The sequence below is a fragment of the Curvibacter sp. GW821-FHT01G03 genome, from assembly GCF_059422285.1.
This window is the reverse complement of the sequence record NZ_JBWKWP010000005.1, coordinates 121,935-140,736: the sequence shown is the minus strand read 5'-3', so window position 1 is coordinate 140,736 and position 18,802 is coordinate 121,935. Positions and strand designations below refer to the sequence as shown.

Below are 18,802 nucleotides of genomic sequence, written 5' to 3'. Positions count from 1 at the left end.
CCGCTCCAGGGGCCTGGGGCCAAGGCCCCTGCCCCCTTCGATTTCCGGCTCAGTGGCCGGGACGCACCGGCAGATCGATGCGCTCGGTCTCGCCGGGCACCTGCCCCATGCCGGCCTCTGCGCGCCCCTGAGCCCAGTCCTGCTCGGCCTGCTCGATGCGGGCCTTGGACGTCGAGACAAAGTTCCAGCGGATGTTTCGATGGCCCAGGGGCTGGCCGCCCACCAAGACCCAGCGACAGCCCTCAGGGCCGGCCTTCAGATCCAGCGAGCCCTGCGGCAGCACCAACTGCTGCAAAGGCAAGGCCTGCTCGTCGGCCAGCAAGCCGCCCTGCACCACGTACAAGGCCTGCTCCTGGGCCAGCAAGGGCAGGTGCAAGGTCGCACCAGGCGCCATCTGCACATCGAGGTACAGCGTGGGCGACAAAGTCTGCACCGGTGAGCGGTGACCAAAGGCCTCACCCACCAGCACCCGCACCTGGACGCCGGGGTATTGAATTTCAGGCAGCGCCTCGGCCGGGGTATGGACAAAGCTCGGCGCCACGTCTTCCAGCGCTTCGGGCAAGGCCACCCACAGCTGCAAGCCATGCATGGCATAGGACTGGTCCGTCAGGTCAGGCGGGCGGCGTTCCGAATGCACAATGCCCCGGCCGGCCGTCATCCAGTTGATCGCACCGGGCTCGATGCGTTGCTCGAAGCCCAGGTTGTCGCGGTGGATCTGCGCCCCTTCAAACAGGTAGGTCACCGTGGCCAGACCGATGTGCGGATGGGGGCGCACGTCAAACTGATCGGCAGGCTGCACCTGCACCGGCCCGAAGTGGTCGAAGAACAGAAAAGGCCCCACGGCCTGCCGCTGCGCTGCCGGCAAGGCCCGGCGCACCAGGAAGCCGCCACCCAGGTCTTTGGTGTGGGGCGAAATCAGGGTCCAGGACGTCATGGGCGGTGCTCCTTGCGAAATAAATGGGAGGCCTGCACCCACCGGGCAGCAGGCCCCAGGCCCCTTCGATTATTTGGCGAGGCGGGCTGCCGTGGCGGCCACGCGGGCGCCGAACGCCTTGGCCCCTTCCAGGTCACCCGGCAGCATTTCGGCGGGCGAGCAGTCCGAGGGGCTCTGGGCCATGGCGCCAAGCGAAGCACCGAGCACGTTCGAGTCGTTGCGCTGGGCCGCCTTGCTGTTGCTGGGCAACAAACCCAGGCCCACCCAGACACCGCCATGCTGCATGGCCAGGGTCATCAGGTATTGCAGGGTGCTTTGCTTGTCGCCATTCAGCGAGGCACTGTTGGTGAAGCCGGCGAAAAGCTTGTCCTTCCAAGCTTGGGTGAACCAGGCCTTGGAGCTGGCGTCGGCAAACTTCTTGAACTGCCAGCTGACCGAGCCCATGTAGGTGGGCGAGCCCAGGACGATGGCGTCCGCGGCGTTCAGGGTGTCCCAGCCGCCTTCGGGCAGGTTGCCCTCGGCGTCGATGGGCAGCAGGGTGGCGCCGGCGCCTTCGGCCACGGATTGCGCCATGCGCAGGGTGTGACCATAACCCGAGTGGAAAACAACAACGACTTTTGCCATGAAAGACTCCTTGGTTGAGAAAAACGGATTCTGACGCCCGCTCAGGGCGCCAGTTCAAACACCAGCACTTCGGCATCGCGACCGTGACGGAGGAAGAGTTGGCTCTCGTGCTCCAGCAGCAGCGCATCGCCGCCCTCCAGGCACTGGCCGTTGGCCTGCAACTGCCCGCGAACCAAGTGCACATACGCCTTGCGACCCGTGCGCAGCGCCAGGGTGGCCTGTTCGGCCTCCCCGTCGAACAGGCCGGCGTACAGGCTGGCATCGGCATGGAGGCGCACCGAGCCGTCGGCGCCATCGGCCGATGCCACCAGGCGCAGGCGACCGCGCTTGTCGGCGTCTGAGAATGCCTTCTGCTCGTAGCCAGGCTCGATGCCCTGCACGTCGGGCAGGATCCAGATCTGCAGAAAGTGGGTCGTCTGGCCCGGGGCGTGGTTGAACTCGCTGTGGGTCACACCGCGTCCGGCGCTCATGCGCTGCACCTCGCCAGGCCGGATGCCCTTGACGTGGCCCATGCTGTCCTGGTGGGCCAACTCGCCACTCAGCACGTAGCTGATGATTTCCATGTCACGGTGGCCATGGGTACCGAAACCAGTGCCGGGCGCAATGCGGTCTTCGTTGATCACCCGCAGGTTGCCCCAGCCCATGTGGCGCGGATCGTGGTAGCCGGCAAAAGAGAAACTGTGGAAGGACTTCAGCCAGCCGTGATCGGCATAACCTCGTTCCCCTGATTTGCGAATGCTGAGCATGGTGTGCATCTCCTGAAGCTGAACTTTAGGGCCCGCCCCGCGTTCTGCCATGCGCGGTGATTGATGGCATCATTCATTTTTTTTGAATCGACGTTGGCCATGCCCTCCACGACCCCCACGGCCCGCGATGTCCTGACCCCCGATGCCCTGGGCATGTTGAAGGAAATCGCCCAGAGCGGCAGCTTTGCTGCGGCGGCGCGGCAACTCAACCTGGTCCCCAGCGCCCTCACCTACCGGGTGCGTGCCATCGAAGACGCATTGGACGTGCTGCTGTTTGACCGCAGCAGCCGCCAGGCCCGCCTGACCGAGGCGGGGCAGGAACTGCTGCGCGAAGGGGAGCGCCTGCTGGACGAGATCGATGCCGTGGCCAACCGTGTCAAGCGCGTGGCCACGGGGTGGGAACCCCAGTTCACCCTGGCCGCCGACGGCGTGATCACCCGCAGCACCCTGCTGGAGCTGACCGGCGACTTCTTCCAGCTCAACCCGCCGACACGGCTGCGCATCCGTGACGAGATCATGACCGGCACCTTGCAGGCTGTGGTGCTGGGGCATGCCGACCTGGCCGTCGGCGTGGTGATGGATGGCTCTACCCCCACTGACATCCAGCAGCGTGAGCTGGGGGTGATGCACTTCCTGTATGTGGTGGCCCCGCACCACCCCCTGGCCAAGATCGAAGAGCCCCTGTGCGACGACCTGATTCGTCAACACAGAGCAGTTGCCGTCGCCGACTCCAGTCAGCGTGGCCGGGGCATGACCGTCAACCTGCTGCCCGGCCAGGATGTTTTCACGGTGCCCACCATGCAGGCCAAGGTCGAAGCCCAGCTGCGCGGGCTGGGTGCGGGCTTTCTGCCCGAATCCATGGTGCGAAACTACCTCGAAGCAGGCATGCTGATCCACAAGCCCCTGGAGCGGGCAGCGCGCACGGTCCGCTGCGGCTATGCCTGGCGGGCCAGCCCGGGCCAACGTCCGGGGCGGGCGCTGCAATGGTGGCTGGATCGCCTGGAGTCGGCCGCCACCCGGCAAGCGTTGCTGGAACAGCCTCGCCCTGTCGTGCGCTGAGGCCGGGCCAGGAACGTGCTGACGCTCCCAGGGGCGGGAAAGCCCTGAAGCCTGCAACACAAAACGCTGATCCAACTCGTCCGGAGCGCCCGCCAATTGGGTTAGGCTTTGTGACGTCCTCATTGATCGGAGACCCAGCATGGCAAAACGTCCTCGCAGCTCGACCGGCCCGCGCAAGAAGCCGGCCTCACCCACACTGGTGCCCCAACGCATTGCCATCGTCGGCGCCGGCATGGCCGGCATCACCTGCGCCCGTACCCTGGCCCAGGCGGGTCACGACGTCACCGTGTTCGAGAAGAGCGCGGGCGTCAGCGGCCGCATGGCCAGCACCGAGTCGGCCTTTGGCAGTTTCGACACCGGAGCCCAGTACTTCACGGTGCGCGATCCCCGCTTTGAGCTGGCCCTGGCCACCGCCCCCAACGCTGCCCGCCGCTGGAGCGCCAATGCCGTGCGCGTGCTCGATGAGCATGGCCAGGTCAGCTCCCCCAGCCTGCCCCACCCCGAACCCCATTGGGTGGGTGTACCGGCCATGAACCGCCTGGTGAGTGACTGGGCCGCGCCCTTGCAAGCCCAGGGCCGCCTGCTCACGCAGACCCGCGTCAGCGCCCTGCAGCGCGACACCCTGCAACCCCAACGCTGGCAACTGCACACCGCTGGCGACGACGGCAGCAGCCAGGTCCATGCCGGCTTTGACGCCGTGCTGCTGGCCCTGCCGGCCCCCCAGGCGGCCGAACTGCTGGCCGCAGTGCCCAGCGCCAATGCCCTGGTCGAAGCCTTGCAGCCCGTGAACATCGCCCCCTGCTGGACCCTGATGCTGGCCTTCCCGCAGGCGGTGCAGCCGGGCCTGACCACCTTGGGCCCGCAATGGAACGCGGCCCGCAGCACCCACCACCGCATCGCCTGGCTGGCACGCGAATCATCCAAGCCCGGGCGCAGCCAGATCGAGCGCTGGACCGTCCAGGCCAGCGATGTCTGGTCAAGCGAACACCTGGACGACAGCGCCGAGCGTGTGCAGGGCAAACTGCACCGCGCCTTTGTCGACATCACGGGCATCCATGCCGAGCCCAGCCACATCGCACTCAAACGCTGGAAGCACGCCAAAACGCTCAAGCCCCTGGGTCAGACCCACCTTTGGGACCCGGCCAATGGCGTCGGACTGTGCGGCGACTGGTGCCTGGGCCACCGGGTCGAAGACGCCTTCGTGTCCGGCCTGAGCCTGGCGCTCTCGCTGAGCTGACCTGCCCCCCCCGGGCGGCCATGGCCGCCCTCGCCTGCCATGCCTCTGCCATGCCTCTGCCACTTGGCGGCTACACCGGCCGCTTTGCCCCCTCCCCCACCGGCCCGCTGCACGCGGGCTCACTGGTCGCGGCCCTGGCCAGCTGGCTTGACGCCCGTGCCCATGGCGGGCAGTGGCTGGTTCGCATCGAAGACATCGACCCACCGCGCTGCAGCCCGGGCGCTGACCAACACCTGCTGCAACAATTGGCGGCCTGCGGCCTGCACCCCGATCAGCCACCGGTCTGGCAATCCCAACGCCATGCGCTGTACGCCAGCGCCCTGCAGACCCTGATCCAGGCGGGCCTGGCCTATGGCTGTGCCTGCACCCGCAAGGAGATCGAGGCCGCCCTGCTGGCCCAAGGCCTGCAGCGGGCAAGGCACCAGCAAGCCGTCTACCCGGGCACCTGCCGCCAGGGCCGCCAAGGCCGCCCCGTGCGGGCCTGGCGTTTGGCCGTGGGGCAGATCCCCGGGGCCACCGCCCTGCGCTGGCAGGACCGGCGGCTGGGGCCCCAGATCCAGGATGTGGCGGCCGAAGTGGGCGACTTCGTGCTCCAGCGCGCCGATGGCCTGTGGGCCTACCAGTTGGCCGTGGTCGTGGACGATGCGGCCCAGGGCGTGACCGACATCGTGCGCGGCGCCGACCTGTGCGACAACACGGCGCGCCAGATCCTGCTGCAACACGCGCTGAACCTGCCCACGCCGCGTTACCTGCACACCCCGCTGGTGCTGGACGCACGGGGTGAGAAACTGTCCAAGCAGCATGGGGCGCCAGCCATCGACACGTCAAGCCCAGCCGCCTGCCTGGCCGCTCTGCGCCAAGCTGCCGCGGCCCTGGATTTGCGGCATGCAACCGCGCCCGACGCCAGCATCAGCGATCAACTGACCCAATGGACCGGCCTGTGGCGGGCGCGCTGGGCCTGAATGAGCCCACAAGGCGCCCGCTTGCCTACAATCTCACTCCATTTGGCGCCACCCGGCCGCCTGGCCCAGCGCCTGAAACCCCGACATCATGCAAGAACACCAAGAACACACCGCCCCCGTGGCCCCCGCCCCAGTGGACGAACCGTCTGGCACGGCCTCTGACGCCCAGCCGACCGGCGCCCCTGCCGGCGTGGCCTTCCCCAAGACCATCAAGAGCTTTGTGCGGCGCGCCGGCCGCACCACCACCGGACAGGCCAAGGCCTTTGAGTTGCTAGGCCCCCGCTTCATCCTGCCCTACCGCGCCGCGCCACTGGACCTGAGCGAAGCCTTTGGCGCGCCGGGCCCGGTGGTGCTGGAGATCGGCTTCGGCATGGGCGACGCCACGGCCCACATTGCAGCCCTGATGCCTGACACGCACTTTCTGTGCTGCGAAGTGCATGAACCCGGAGTGGGTGCCCTGCTCAAGCAGGTGGGTGAGCGCGGACTGAGCAACATCCGCATCCTGCAGCACGACGCGGTCGAGGTGATCGACAACATGCTGCCTCATGGCGTGCTCGAAGGCGTGCACATCTTCTTTCCCGACCCTTGGCACAAGACCAAGCACAACAAGCGACGCTTGATCCAAGCGCCGCTGGTGGCCAAATTGGCCGCCCGGCTGCGCCCCGGCGGTTACCTGCATTGCGCCACCGACTGGCAGCCCTATGCCGAGCAGATGCTGGAGGTACTGGGTGCCGAGCCTCTGTTGCGCAATCGCCAGGCCGCCGGTGGCTACGCTGATCGCCCAGCCTACCGGCCCGAGACCAAATTCGAGCGCCGTGGCCTGCGTCTGGGGCATGGCGTCTGGGATCTGGTGTTCGAAAAGACCCCGTGACAGCCCCCGTGACCGGAGCGGTTCGCCCCTGGGGCTGGCCCCAGGCGCTGGCGGGCGAGGCAGTGACCCCAACGCCTGCCCAAGGCCCGGGTCTGCTGCATTTATGCGACAAAACTGTCTGAAATCAAACAATTCTCAGGACAGCCCAGCACCGCACAAGCGTGCTTTTACAAAAACTGGCTACCATCGCGCCTCATCCATCTTCTGCCGGGATTGAAACGGATCCGCCTCATTCGGCCCGGCTCGAACTCGTCATTTCCCCTTGTGTGCAACCGGTTTTGACAATGAATCCACTTTTGCAGCATCTGGTCGAGATCACGGGTCATCGAGATCACGCCCGCCTGGAGATCTCGGTCATCTCGGCCTTGCATCAGTTGGGCAATGTGAAAGAGGTTCGCGCCCTGGAGGTGGTGACCATTGGTGAAGAGACCCACGTGCGGCCCAAGGCCTGGATCAGCGAGGGGGCACTCCAATCCATCGAAGACCCTCAGCACGCCGACATTCCGCGCCTGCCTCTGATGGCCTACCCGGCCTTGGCCGCCTGCATCGCCGAAAAATCTGCCGGTCGGGAAGAGCGCTCTTCCAGCGGGGAGCATGAGCTGTGGCTGCCGGTGTGGCTGCAGGAGAAGGTGGTGGCCTGCCTGGAGATCCGCAACGACAGCCCCTTTGCCCAGGACACCCTGAACGTGATCCATGGCATCTTTCACGTCTACCGCAACTACCAGAGCCTGCTCGACTACAGCGAGCGCGATGCACTGACCGGCTTGTTCAACCGCAAGACCTTTGACGCCGAGTTCTCCCGTCCCGCCCACAGCCCAGCCGCCAATGGCGCGGCAGAGGCCAACGATGAAGACAGCCCCCGTCATTGGCTGGCCGTGGTGGACATTGACCACTTCAAACAGGTCAACGACCGTTTCGGTCACCTGTACGGCGACGAGGTGCTGATCCTGATGGCCAACCTGTTGCGGGCGTCCTTCCGGGCCCAGGATCGGATTTTCCGCTTTGGTGGCGAGGAATTTGTGATCCTGCTGCGCTCCGCCACGCTGGCCACCGCACGGCAGATCTTCAACCGCTTTCGCCAGGCCGTGGAGCACCATGACTTTCCGCAGGTCGGGCGCGTCACCGTCAGCGTGGGTTTCGTCAGTACCCACGAAGGGTCTGCGGTCGAGATCCTGGGGCACGCAGACCAGGCGCTCTATTTCGCCAAGGAGCACGGCCGCAACCAGGTCTGCCATTACGACGAACTCATCGGCTCAGGCCAGTTGAAGAAGCAAACGCAGGCCCACGACGAAGTCGAGCTGTTCTGAACGGCCGCTGCAGAACGCAGAGCCGATCGCTGCCGTCGCGCAAGGCCTAGGCCGGCAGCGCGACGCTGGCACGGGCCTCACACCAGGCTTGCAGATCCGAGGCCGAGACCGGCCGGCTGAAGTAATAGCCTTGCATGCTGCAGCAGCCGAACGCCACCAGAAAATCGGCCTGCTCGCGGCTCTCCACCCCTTCGGCGATGACCTCCAGTTGCAAGTGGTGCGCCAGATCGATGATGGCGGTGATGATGGCCATGTTCTTCGGGCTGGCCTGGTAGTCATCCACAAACGATTTGTCGATTTTCAGCACATCCACCGGCAGGGTGGCCAGGTAGGCCAGGCTGGAATAGCCCGTGCCGAAGTCATCAATCGCAATGCGCAGGCCCAGCGCCTTGAGCGCATGCAGCACGCCGGCCATGGCCTCCATGTTCTGCATCAAGCCGCTCTCGGTGACTTCGATCTCCAGCAGGGCCGGCGGCAGTCCGGTGCTTTTCAGCACCTGCTGCACCTCGCTCACAAAGCTGGGGTCGGCCAACTGCCGGACCGACACATTGACCGCCATGGGGGCGCGCAACAGTCCGAGCCCGCAAAGACGGCTGGCCTCTTCACAGGCGGTGCGCAGAATGTGGCGCCCGATCTCGATGATCTGACCACTTTCTTCGGCCAGCGGAATGAACTGGGCCGGCGACACCCGCTGCCCAGACCAGCACCAGCGCGCCAGGGCCTCCACGCCCACGACTTGGTCCGCACTGAAATCGACCTTGGGTTGGTACTCAAGAAAGATCTCGCCATGCCCGAGAGCCGCCTTCAGTGCCTGTTCCTGCTGCAACCGCTGATGGGCGGCCACCCCCAGTTCACGCGTGAAGTAATGGAAGCGGTTGCGGCCTGCATTCTTGGCCGCATAAAGGGCCGCATCGGCGTGCTTGGCCAGTTCATCGAAGCTGTTGCCGTCGGCCGGAAACAAGGCAATGCCGATCGTCACCGACACATTCAGCTCCCGGCCCTGCACCACAAAAGGCTCGCTGCACAGGCGCAGCAGCTTGCGGGCCAGGTGGCCGGCCTGGGCCCCATCTTTCAGACCGGTCTGCAGGATCACGAACTCATCCCCCCCCTGTCGGCTCAGGGTGTCGGAATGGCGCATGGCCCCCGACAGGCGCCGCGCAAAATCCACCAGCAGGCGGTCACCCACCTCATGACCCAGCGAGTCGTTGACGGTCTTGAAGCGGTCCAGATCCAGGTACATCACCGCCACCTGCTCTTGCTCGCGCTGAGCCAGCAAAATAGCCTGTTCGGCCCGGTCGTACAACATCAGCCGGTTGGGCAAACCGGTCAAGGCATCGTGCTGGGCCAGGTGGGCCATGCGGATGGCCATGGAGCGCATCTCACTGACATCATGAAACACCATCACCGCACCGATGATTTCACCGTGCCGGTCCTTGATCGGTGAGGCAGAGTCCTCGATGTCAAATCGTTGCCCATCCCGCCGGACCAAGGACGTGTCGGCGGCCAGCCCGACCGTGTCCTGAAGCTCCAGGGCGAGCCGCACCGGGTTTCGCAAGGGACTGCCATCGACCGAGTTGACGATGGGCATCACCGCCTCCACCGGCTCGCCCCGCGCCAGATCCAGGCGCCAGTCGGTCATCATCTCGGCCACCGGGTTGAGGTAGGTCACCCGACCCGCCACATCGACCGTGATCACGGCGTCCCCGATCGAACTCAGCGTGACCCTGAAACGCTCCTTCTCTTCGAAGACCTGGCTCTCGGCCTGCTTGCGATCGGTGATGTCCATGAGCTGGGCAAAAATGCCCGCGACCCGGCCCTCGCGGAGATCCGGCGCCAAGGACACCAGCAAGGTGCGCAGCAGCCCCCCGGGCAGCTTGACCGGCCACTCAAAAGTCTGCGCCTCGCCCGCCAGAGCCAACTTGATGTACGGCCCGTAGCGATGCATCAGGGCCGGTCCCACCACATCAGGCAGGGTCTGTCCCCGCAAGACCTCAGGCAGAAGACCGAAGAGGTCGCGGTGCAGGTGGTTGGCAAACAGGTTGCGCAGGTCGCGGTCCCAATAGCTGACCAGCGACGGCAGGTGGTTGACGATGGTGCGCAGATGCCCTTCGGCGTGGGCCAGCAGTTGCGACACCTGCTGACGATGGCGCAATTCGCGCTCGAACAGCAGCACCAACCCCAGACAACCGGCCACCAGGACCAGCGTCACCCCCCCGGTGCTGGCAACCCGCTGCCACCAGGCCGACTCGACCGCCCCCACAGGGCGCATCAGCACCAGGCGCAGGGGCGCATCGCCAACCTGCAGGTAGCTGACCAGGCGGGGTGCACCGTCACCCGCCAGATCCGAGCGGAAGCTGCCGGCCGGCGCCGGCCCTTGTGGCCCCTGTTCCGGCCAGTTCAGGCTGCCACTGAGCGAGGCCCCCCCTGGGCCAATCGCCCCGGCCAGGTAGGTGCCATCGCGGTGCTCCAGCCAAAGCAGCGAGTCGCCGCCGAGGTCGGCCTTGTCCAGCAGCCCCTGCCAATGGGCCAGCGGAACCAGGCCCACCGCCACACCGGCAAAATGCCCCTCTTCATCCTGCAGTCGCCGGCTCAGGGCCAGCGAAGAAATCTTCTTGATCTGACTGACAAAGGGATGGCTGATGTAGAGCGCATCGCGGTCCGCATGCCATTGCGCCTGAAAATAGTCACGCTGGGTCGCCGTGACGAGGCGGGGCACCAGGCCCGCGCTGTCGGCCACGGCGCGGCCGGCACGGTCCAGTACCAGGGTGGCGGCAAATACCGGTTCACCCGTGAGCCGTTTGAACAACAGACGCTGGCGCCACTCCGGTGCCAGTTTCTGCAGACCAGGGTCCTGCCAGTCATCGCGCAAGGCCCCCAACACACGGTCACCCAGGCTCACATGGCGCCCCAGCTCCTCGCCCAGTTGGGTCAGGACGCGGGCATCGTGCTCTGCCACGCGCCCCCAGGTTTCACGCAGATCCGTGCGCGCCCAATGCACCGACAGACCCGCCATGGTCAGTGCCAGACACAGGGCCATCAGCAACAGCCAGCGGGAAGTGATGGGGCGAAGCATGGTCGATTTGGGGGGGCCAAGGGCGGATTCTAGGGACGGGGTAGGTCACCACATTGATGCCCGTCAAGCTCCACCCTTGCCGCTGGCGCCGCAATGGCCCATGCCGTGTCAAATCCTTGACATGGGGCGGCGCCTGCGTGGGGCAAGATGCGGCACCCCACCCCGCATTCGATCCCCCTTTCAGGAGACAGCATGAACATCCCCTCACTGCAGCAGCAGGTCAGCGTCGAAGAGTGGCAGCTGCGCGTCGATCTGGCCGCCTGTTACCGCCTGGTGGCGGCCTACGGCTGGAGCGACCTGGTCTTCACCCACATCAGCGCCAAGCTGCCCAGCTCGGTGGCGGGCGATGAACACCAGTTTTTGATCAACCCCTACGGGCTGATGTTTGATGAAATCACCGCCTCCAGCCTGGTCAAGGTGGACATGCAGTGCAACAAGCTGCACGACAGCCCCTTCCCGGTCAACCCGGCGGGCTTCGTGATCCACAGCGCCATCCATGAGGCCCGCCCCGAGGCGGGCTGTGTGCTGCACACCCACACCCGCGCCGGTGTGGGCGTGAGCGCACAGAAGCACGGCATTCTGCCGCTGAGCCAGCAATCCACGTTTGTGCTGAGTTCGCTGGCCTACCACGACTACGAAGGGGTGGCGATCCGCGACGATGAAAAGACCCGTCTGCAGGCCGACCTGGGCACCGCCAACTACCTGGTGTTGCGCAACCATGGGCTCCTGACCGTGGGGCGCAACATTCCTGAGGCGTTTTTGGCCATGTACACCTTCGAGAACACCTGCCGGATCCAGATCGATGCCCTGGCGGGTGGCGGCGAAGTGATCTCGGTCAACCCCACCATCCTCGACGGCGTGGCGCACGCGATGAAGGTGCAAACCAGTGGCCTGGGTGGCCAATTTGTCTGGCCATCGCTGCTGCGCAAGCTGGAGCGACTGGACCCCGGCTACAAGACCTGAGAGCGCCCCAGGCAACGCGGTCCTGCCGCAGCCCCGGGCGGGGGCGGCGTCACCCGCTCACTTCGACGCGGTCTCGCCCTTCGCTCTTGGCGTGGTAGAGCATGGCATCAGCGCGTGCCAGCAGGTCAGCCACACCCTCGTCCGGCCCGCACTGGGCAACGCCGAAGCTGGCTGTCCGGGGGATCACCATGCCCTCCCAGAGGGCGGGTTGCTCGCCCACCCGTTCACGCAATCGCTCTGCCGCCTGGCGCGCGTCCACCAGATCGCTTTCAGGCAGAACGATCAGAAACTCCTCGCCCCCATAGCGGGCCACCCAATCCACCTGGCTGCGCAGTTGCCCCCGCAGCAAGGTGCCAAAGTCGCGCAGCACGGCGTCGCCCGCCGCATGGCCATGGGTATCGTTGATGACCTTGAAATGGTCGATGTCGGCAAAGATCACTGACAGCGGCCGGCCATAGCGCCGCGCCCGCTCGATCTCGGAGGGCAGGCGCTCCTCGATCACGCGCCGATTGAAACACCCGGTCAGCGCATCCGTGATCGACAGCCGGTGCACCTCGCCAATCAACTTCTCCAGCTGCTGGGTGCGCTCGGCCACCAGGCCATCGAGGTTGGCAATGTGGCTTTGCAGCTCGCCCTGGAGCTGGCGAAAGCCCTGGGTCACGAGATCGATCTCGTCCAGATGATCGCTGCTGGCACGGTCCAGCACCAGGGGACGCGAGATTTCCTGTGGCTTGAGCTCGGACGCAAAACGCGCAATCTGCTGCAGCGGCTGCTGCAGGTCTCGCCGCAACATCCAGGCCACGACCAGGCACAGCAAGGCGGTGAAGACGCCATAACCGGCGGCGATGGTGAGGGTATTGGCCAGAATCTGTTGGTAAAGGTAGCTGGGATCCACCCACAGTTGCAATTGGCCCACTGCCTTGCCGCCCTGGGGCGACGCGATCTCGAGCGTGTGGGTCGGCGGTGTGTCGCCGCCCACCTCGGCCGACAACGCGCCAGCCTCAAAAATCTGGCCCGTGCTGGCCAACACCCGGGCACGCCCGATTTCGGGCAGGCCCGCCAACCAGTTCATCTGGCGCTGGATCACCTCGGGCTCGATGTCCCACAACGACAGCGACAGCATCGGCAGGCTGTTGTCGGCAATCTCGCTGACCGCGTGCTCCACCTGTGACTGACTGCTGCGATAGGCCAGACCCGCCTGAAGCAAGGTCATGGCCAGCAGGCAAAGCCCGGCCAGCACCACGATGCGCCGGATCAGCGTGGCGGCAATCGAACGGTAATAAGGCTGGTTCAAAGACATGTCGGCTTAGCGTAACAGGTCGCCTACATCAAAATCGTAATGGACCAGGCGCGGATTCAGCGCCAGGCTGTAGCGCCTGAAATCCAACGCCCCACCATCGCCCGCAAAACGCTGCAGAAAGCGCTCGGCCAAGGGGGGGGTGAACAGGATGAACATGGGCACCACCATCTCCAACCCCTCGGTCTTGGCAAAGTCATGGCCCTTGGCATGGTCGTAGATCATGACCAGCGCCCAGGCCCCGGCCATGAAATGCCCACCCGCCAGAGCAGAAAGCTCGCCCGAACGCACCGCATTGAGGGCTTCTGTGGAGGTGTTGACACCACTGAACAGCACATCCTTGCCCGGCACGTCGGCATGCTCACGCCAGGCCTGCATGGCACCAAAGGCCATCTGGTCACTGCCCGCCCACACCAACCGGGCATCCGGGTGGCGGCGCACCAGCCAACGCGACTTGGTCAAGGCGGTTTCGCGACTCCAATTGGCGTAAACGATCTGGTCCAGCACCACATCCGAGGCCTCGGCCAGGGCGCGCTGCAGGCCGGCATTGCGGGCCGCCGAACTGGGCGTGGAGCGGTCGCCAGCGATGGCAATCACATGCAGCAGGCCGTCCGCCCCTCTCAGCTGGGCGCGGCGACCTTTCTCGATCAAGGTTTTTGCCGTGAGGTAGCCCGCGTCTTCGGCGCGGGGCTCCAGCGTCCCCAGCCAGAAATCGTATTTCTCGCGAGGACCACCGGTGGTGCGACGGTCTGCACCATGAATGCCGCTGAAGGCCATCATGGCCTTGATACCCGAGCCGTTCAGCAGCCGAAGAATCTCCGGGCCGGTAGCGTAGTCGTTGGAGAAAATCACATAGTCAGGCCTCTGGGCCGCCGGCCGGGCCGCCAGAGACGCTGCAATCTCCAACGTTTTGAGGTGGTCCCGCTCGGCATAGCGCACCTCCAGCTGCAGGTCGAGGCTGCGTGCCGCCTGCACCATGGCAGAGGCTGCGGCGACCCAATAGGCCTCGTTGCTGCGCCCCGGGTTGATGAAGGCCACCGACAAAGCCTGGGCCGGACCCACCAGGCCCAAGGTCATCGTGAACAACAGAAAGAGTCGATTCAGCGCGGCACTCACAACAGGGATCCAGAAGAAGTCAACCCAGTTGGCACGGGGCGAAGGGCTTGCAAGGGGACAGGTGGCCCAGGGCCATGGGCCGCATTATCAACTTGAGCGCGGCCACCGCCACCGGACAAGCCCCATCCAGGGCGTGCCTCAGTCGGGGGCAAAGCCCGCCCCCTGCACAGAAGCCCCGCGTCAGGCGCGCTCGGCCACCCAGCCCTGCACCGAGGCCAGGGCCTTGGCCAGGCCGGAGGCATCCGTGCCCCCCGCCATGGCCATGTCGGGTTTGCCGCCCCCCTTGCCGCCCACTTGCTGGGCCACAAAGTTGACCAACTCACCCGCCTTGACCTTGCCAACGCTGTCGGCCGTGACGCCGGCCGCCAACTGCACCTTGCCACCGTCCACGGCAGCCAGCACGATGGCGGCGGTCTTGAGCTTGTCCTTGAGCTTGTCCAGGGTCTCGCGCAGGGTTTTGGCATCGGCGCCATCGAGCAAGGCGGCCAGCACCTTGATGCCCTTGACGTCCACCGCCTGCCCCATCAACTCGTCGCCTTGCGAGGAAGCCAGCTTGCCCTTGAGCGCAGCCACTTCCTTTTCAAGCGTCCTGACCTGGTCCAGCACCTGGGTGATGCGGCCTTGCAGCTCGGCTGCCGGCGCCTTCAGCGTGCCAGCGGCCTGCTGCACCGTGGCTTCGAGGCCTTGCAGGTAGGTCAATGCATTGACACCGGTGACGGCTTCAATCCGCCGCACACCCGCCGCCACGCCGCTTTCAGCCACCACCTTGAACAGGCCGATGTCGCCGGTGCGCTGCACGTGGGTGCCGCCGCACAGTTCACGGCTGCTGCCGATGTCGAGCACACGCACGGTTTCACCATACTTTTCACCGAACAGCATCATGGCGCCAGTCTTTTGGGCCGATTCGATGTCCATCACGCGGGCCTGGGTGGGGGCATTGGCGAGAATTTCGGCGTTCACCTGGGCTTCGATGGCGCGGATCTGTGCATCGGTCACGGGGGCGTTGTGCGCAAAGTCGAAGCGGGTGCGATCGGCATTGACCAGCGAACCCTTCTGTTGCACGTGGTCGCCCAGCACTTCGCGCAAGGCCTTGTGCATGAGGTGGGTGACCGAGTGGTTGCGCATGGTGGCAGCGCGCACAGCGGTGTTCACGGCAGCCGTCACGTGGTCGCCCACCGCCAGCGTGCCGGATTCCAGCGTGCCATGGTGACCGAACACATCGGCCTTGATCTTCAGGGTGTCGCCCACGGCGAACATGGCCGAGCCGCTGCGGATCACGCCTTCATCGCCCACCTGACCACCGCTTTCGGCGTAGAAGGGGGTGGTGTCCAGCACGACCACACCGGTCTGGCCGGCCTTGAGTTCGGCAGCCGGGGTGCCATCCACGTACAGGGCCACCACCTTGGCAGCGGCTTCGAGCTGCTCGTAGCCCACAAAGGTGTTGCCAGCGCCGGTGTACTCCAGGGCGCGATCCATCTTGAACTTGCCGGCAGCACGGGCCTGGGCCTTTTGCTTGTCCATGGCCAGCTTGAAGCCGTCTTCATCGACGGCCACGTCACGTTCACGGCACACATCAGCCGACAGGTCGAGCGGGAAGCCATAGGTGTCGTGCAGCTTGAAGGCCACCTCGCCCGGCAGGGTCTTGCTGCCATCGGCCAGGGCGGCGTCCAGGATTTCCATGCCGTTGGCCAGGGTTTCGAAGAAGCGCTCTTCCTCGGCCTTCAGCACCTCGGTGATGCGGGCCTCATCGGTTTTGAGCTTGGGGTAGGCATCGCCCATCAGCACCACCAGGTCTTTGACGAGCTTGTGGAAAAACGGGGTCTTCTGGCCCAGCTTGTAGCCATGGCGGATGGCGCGGCGCACGATGCGGCGCTGCACGTAGCCGCGGCCTTCGTTGGAGGGGATCACGCCGTCGCTGACCAGGAAGGCGGTGGCACGGATGTGGTCGGCGATCACGCGCAGGCTCTTGTTGTCCAGGTCTTTCTCGCCGGTTTCGCGCGAGGCCGCCTTGATCAGCGTGTCGAAGATGTCGATCTCGTAGTTGCTGTGCACGTGCTGCAGGATGGCGGCCAGGCGCTCCAGGCCCATGCCCGTGTCCACGCAGGGGGCCGGCAGCGGCTTGACCGAGCCATCGGGCTGCATGTCGAACTGCATGAACACGTTGTTCCAGATCTCGATGTAGCGGTCGCCATCGGCGTCGGGGCTGCCCGGAGGGCCGCCCGGGATTTCGGGGCCGTGGTCGAAGAAGATCTCGCTGCAGGGACCGCAGGGGCCGGTGTCGGCCATCATCCAGAAGTTGTCAGAAGCGTACTTGGCGCCTTTGTTGTCGCCAATGCGCACCACACGCTCGGGCGGCAGGCCGATTTCCTTCGTCCAGATGTCGTAGGCCTCATCGTCGTCGATGTAGACCGTGGCCCACAGCTTGTCGGCCGGCAGCTTGTAGACCTCGGTCAACAGTTCCCAGGCCCACTTCAGCGACTCACGCTTGAAGTAGTCGCCAAAGCTCCAGTTGCCCAGCATCTCGAAAAAGGTGTGGTGGCGGGCGGTGTAGCCCACGTTTTCCAGGTCGTTGTGCTTGCCGCCGGCACGCAGGCAGGCCTGAACCGAAGCCGCACGCACATAGGGGCGCTTGTCGGTGCCCAGGAACACGTCCTTGAACTGCACCATGCCTGAGTTGGTGAACATCAGCGTCGGGTCGTTGCCCGGCACCAGCGAGCTCGACGCCACCACGGTGTGCCCCTTGGAGGCGAAGAAATCGAGGAAGGTCTTGCGAATCTGGGCGACGGTGATAGGTGTGCTCATGGGGTGCAAAGAGAGGGTTCTGGTTGGGTGGGTGGTCCATGCCCTCACCCATTGGTGAGCTCATGGCGCCGCCCGCGCCGTGACGGGGCCCGCGCGCAGTGCCGGGCCAAACAGGCAATTATAAGATTCGGCGGCCCGGGCAGCGCATCACTGCGCCACCTGACGCCCCAGCTCGATGCGCTGGGCCAGAAACTGCCACAGGCGCTCGTCCTGGCAGAACGCCACGTTGAAGCGCAGCCAGCCGGTGGGCCGCGGCTCGACCAGGAACAGCTGCCCCGGCCCCAGCATGATGCCGGCGGCCGTGGCCTCCTTGGACAGCTCGGCACTGTCGGGCAGGTCGGGGTGGCGGGCCCACAGGTACATGCCGGCCTCGGGCTCATGGAACAGCTCAAAACCCAGGCTGTCCAGGCGCCGGCCCACCTGACGGTGGGCTTCGCCCAGGCGATCGCGCAGCGATTTGAGGTGCTTGCGCCAGCGCCCATCGGTGATCACGCCAAACGTCACGCGCTCGGCGATGTCGGAGGAGGTCAGGCCGGCCACCATCTTGAGCTGCACGAACTCGCCCAGCATGTCGGGACGGGCCAGCAAGTAACCCACCCGCAGATTGGGCGAGATGGTCTTGGAATAGCTGCCGATGTAGACCACCCGGCGCAACTGGTCCAGGCTGGCGAGCGAGGAACGCGAGGTGCCGTCCATGTCGGCATACAGGTCGTTTTCGACCAGCACAAAATCGTGTTGCTCGGCCAGTTGCAGCAAGCGGTGCAAGTGCGCCACCGACGCCAGCGAGCATGTGGGGCTTTGCAGGCGAGGCTGGGTGAAGAAGGCCTTGGGCTTGTGCAACTGAACCAGCGCCTCCAGTGCGGGCAGGTCATAGCCCGTGGGGGTGCGCGGCACGCCGATCAACCGGGCACCGGCGAAGCGCAGCATGTACAGCAGGTTGGGGTAGGCCGGGTCGTCCACCAGCACGGCATCCCCGGGCTTGAGTAGGCAGCGCGCCACCAGGTCCAGCGCCTGGCTGGAGCCATGGGTGAGCAGCACCTGGTCGGCATCGACGGTGATCTGGTGCTCGGCCAACGACTCGGCAATCATCATGCGCAGGGCCATGTGGCCCGAGGGCAGACCGTAGCCGTCCAGTTCGGGGCCGTCGGTGGACAGCTGCCTCAGGCTGCGCCGCACGGCGTCACCAAACAGCCAGTCGTGCGGCAACCAGCCACAGCCCGGCTTCATGGGCAGGTTGCGGTTTTCGAAAATCTGCTTGAGGTACCAGCGCGCATCAAAGCGCGGCGCCTCACGCGGCGCCTGACCGGCCACCGCTGGCGCCGCGCCCTCGTCGCGCCGCTTCACAAAAAAACCGGCATTGGCACGCGAGACCAGCCAGCCCTGAGCCACCAGGCGGTCATAGGCCTCGACCACGGTGAAGACGCTCACGCCATGGGCCGCCGCAAAGGCCCGAATGGAAGGTAGTTTGCTGCCCGGCTTGATCACCTGGCCCGCGATCAGGCCGCGCAAGCCGTCGACGATCTGGCTCACCAGCGGGGTCTGGACATCGGTACGGAGTGTGAGCATCAGGAAGACAGAAGACCCGGATCGAAAAAACACGGCGCCCGGGGATCGCTGGCCGGGCAGCCACCAGCGGGAAGTCTAACGCCCAACGCCATCGACCCATCGATTCAAGCTGGCGCTGCGGAAACGCCCCAAAACAGGGCCTTGATGGGGCGCAAATCCAAGGGTTAACCCGCGATTCAGAATCTGACGATGCCCCAAGCCGGCGCATGCCTGGCCAAGCGACACAGGCTTTTGCGCCACTGCGG

14 protein-coding genes are annotated in these 18,802 nt (G+C 65.6%); 6 read left to right on the top strand and 8 right to left on the bottom strand.

Features of this window, described 5'->3' with window-relative positions; all coding sequences use genetic code 11:
• Positions 1–49 precede the first annotated feature (49 nt).
• From AC07VS_RS08470 to AC07VS_RS08460, 3 genes are all read right to left on the bottom strand, one after another.
• The gene (locus tag AC07VS_RS08470) at positions 50–934 is read right to left on the bottom strand and encodes a pirin family protein (protein ID WP_494750707.1); all 885 of its coding nucleotides are present in this window, start codon (positions 932–934) and stop codon (positions 50–52) included.
• 69 nt (positions 935–1,003) lie between these two features.
• Complete coding sequence (locus AC07VS_RS08465) at positions 1,004–1,558, bottom strand: flavodoxin family protein (protein WP_492349084.1); 555 nt, start codon at positions 1,556–1,558, stop codon at positions 1,004–1,006.
• A gap of 41 nt (positions 1,559–1,599) precedes the next feature.
• Positions 1,600–2,304, bottom strand: coding sequence for a pirin family protein (locus AC07VS_RS08460; protein ID WP_494750706.1), 705 nt, complete (start codon positions 2,302–2,304; stop codon positions 1,600–1,602).
• A gap of 99 nt (positions 2,305–2,403) precedes the next feature.
• Here AC07VS_RS08460 and AC07VS_RS08455 point away from each other — a divergent pair, with 99 nt between their 5' ends.
• The 5 genes from AC07VS_RS08455 to AC07VS_RS08435 all read left to right on the top strand — a co-directional run bounded on the left by AC07VS_RS08455 (position 2,404) and on the right by AC07VS_RS08435 (position 7,740).
• The gene (locus AC07VS_RS08455; RefSeq protein WP_494656189.1) at positions 2,404–3,363 is read left to right on the top strand and encodes a LysR family transcriptional regulator; all 960 of its coding nucleotides are present in this window, start codon (positions 2,404–2,406) and stop codon (positions 3,361–3,363) included.
• A 139-nt stretch (positions 3,364–3,502) separates the two neighbouring features.
• Complete coding sequence (locus AC07VS_RS08450; RefSeq protein WP_494750705.1) at positions 3,503–4,600, top strand: NAD(P)/FAD-dependent oxidoreductase; 1,098 nt, start codon at positions 3,503–3,505, stop codon at positions 4,598–4,600.
• 50 nt (positions 4,601–4,650) lie between these two features.
• On the top strand, positions 4,651–5,562 hold the full coding sequence (gene gluQRS, locus AC07VS_RS08445) for a tRNA glutamyl-Q(34) synthetase GluQRS (protein WP_494750704.1): 912 nt from the start codon (positions 4,651–4,653) through the stop codon (positions 5,560–5,562).
• An 88-nt stretch (positions 5,563–5,650) separates the two neighbouring features.
• On the top strand, positions 5,651–6,433 hold the full coding sequence (trmB, locus tag AC07VS_RS08440) for a tRNA (guanosine(46)-N7)-methyltransferase TrmB (protein ID WP_494750703.1): 783 nt from the start codon (positions 5,651–5,653) through the stop codon (positions 6,431–6,433).
• A 284-nt stretch (positions 6,434–6,717) separates the two neighbouring features.
• Positions 6,718–7,740: a GGDEF domain-containing protein gene (locus AC07VS_RS08435; protein WP_494750702.1), complete on the top strand. Its 1,023-nt coding sequence runs from the start codon at positions 6,718–6,720 to the stop codon at positions 7,738–7,740.
• A 46-nt stretch (positions 7,741–7,786) separates the two neighbouring features.
• On the opposite strand, the gene AC07VS_RS08430 is transcribed toward AC07VS_RS08435, so the two are convergent.
• The gene (locus AC07VS_RS08430) at positions 7,787–10,813 is read right to left on the bottom strand and encodes a bifunctional diguanylate cyclase/phosphodiesterase (RefSeq protein WP_494750701.1); all 3,027 of its coding nucleotides are present in this window, start codon (positions 10,811–10,813) and stop codon (positions 7,787–7,789) included.
• A gap of 192 nt (positions 10,814–11,005) precedes the next feature.
• Between AC07VS_RS08430 and AC07VS_RS08425 the strand changes: the two genes are divergently transcribed.
• The gene (locus AC07VS_RS08425; RefSeq protein WP_494750700.1) at positions 11,006–11,776 is read left to right on the top strand and encodes a class II aldolase/adducin family protein; all 771 of its coding nucleotides are present in this window, start codon (positions 11,006–11,008) and stop codon (positions 11,774–11,776) included.
• Between the two features lie 49 nt (positions 11,777–11,825).
• On the opposite strand, the gene AC07VS_RS08420 is transcribed toward AC07VS_RS08425, so the two are convergent.
• From AC07VS_RS08420 to AC07VS_RS08405, 4 genes are all read right to left on the bottom strand, one after another.
• Entirely contained in the window at positions 11,826–13,076 is a 1,251-nt protein-coding gene (locus AC07VS_RS08420; RefSeq protein WP_492349093.1) for a sensor domain-containing diguanylate cyclase, read from the bottom strand.
• A 6-nt stretch (positions 13,077–13,082) separates the two neighbouring features.
• Positions 13,083–14,189: an ABC transporter substrate-binding protein gene (locus AC07VS_RS08415; protein WP_492349094.1), complete on the bottom strand. Its 1,107-nt coding sequence runs from the start codon at positions 14,187–14,189 to the stop codon at positions 13,083–13,085.
• 180 nt (positions 14,190–14,369) lie between these two features.
• The gene (gene alaS / locus AC07VS_RS08410; RefSeq protein WP_494750699.1) at positions 14,370–16,991 is read right to left on the bottom strand and encodes an alanine--tRNA ligase; all 2,622 of its coding nucleotides are present in this window, start codon (positions 16,989–16,991) and stop codon (positions 14,370–14,372) included.
• 147 nt (positions 16,992–17,138) lie between these two features.
• Positions 17,139–18,557: an aminotransferase-like domain-containing protein gene (locus AC07VS_RS08405; protein ID WP_492349096.1), complete on the bottom strand. Its 1,419-nt coding sequence runs from the start codon at positions 18,555–18,557 to the stop codon at positions 17,139–17,141.
• Positions 18,558–18,802 lie beyond the last annotated feature (245 nt).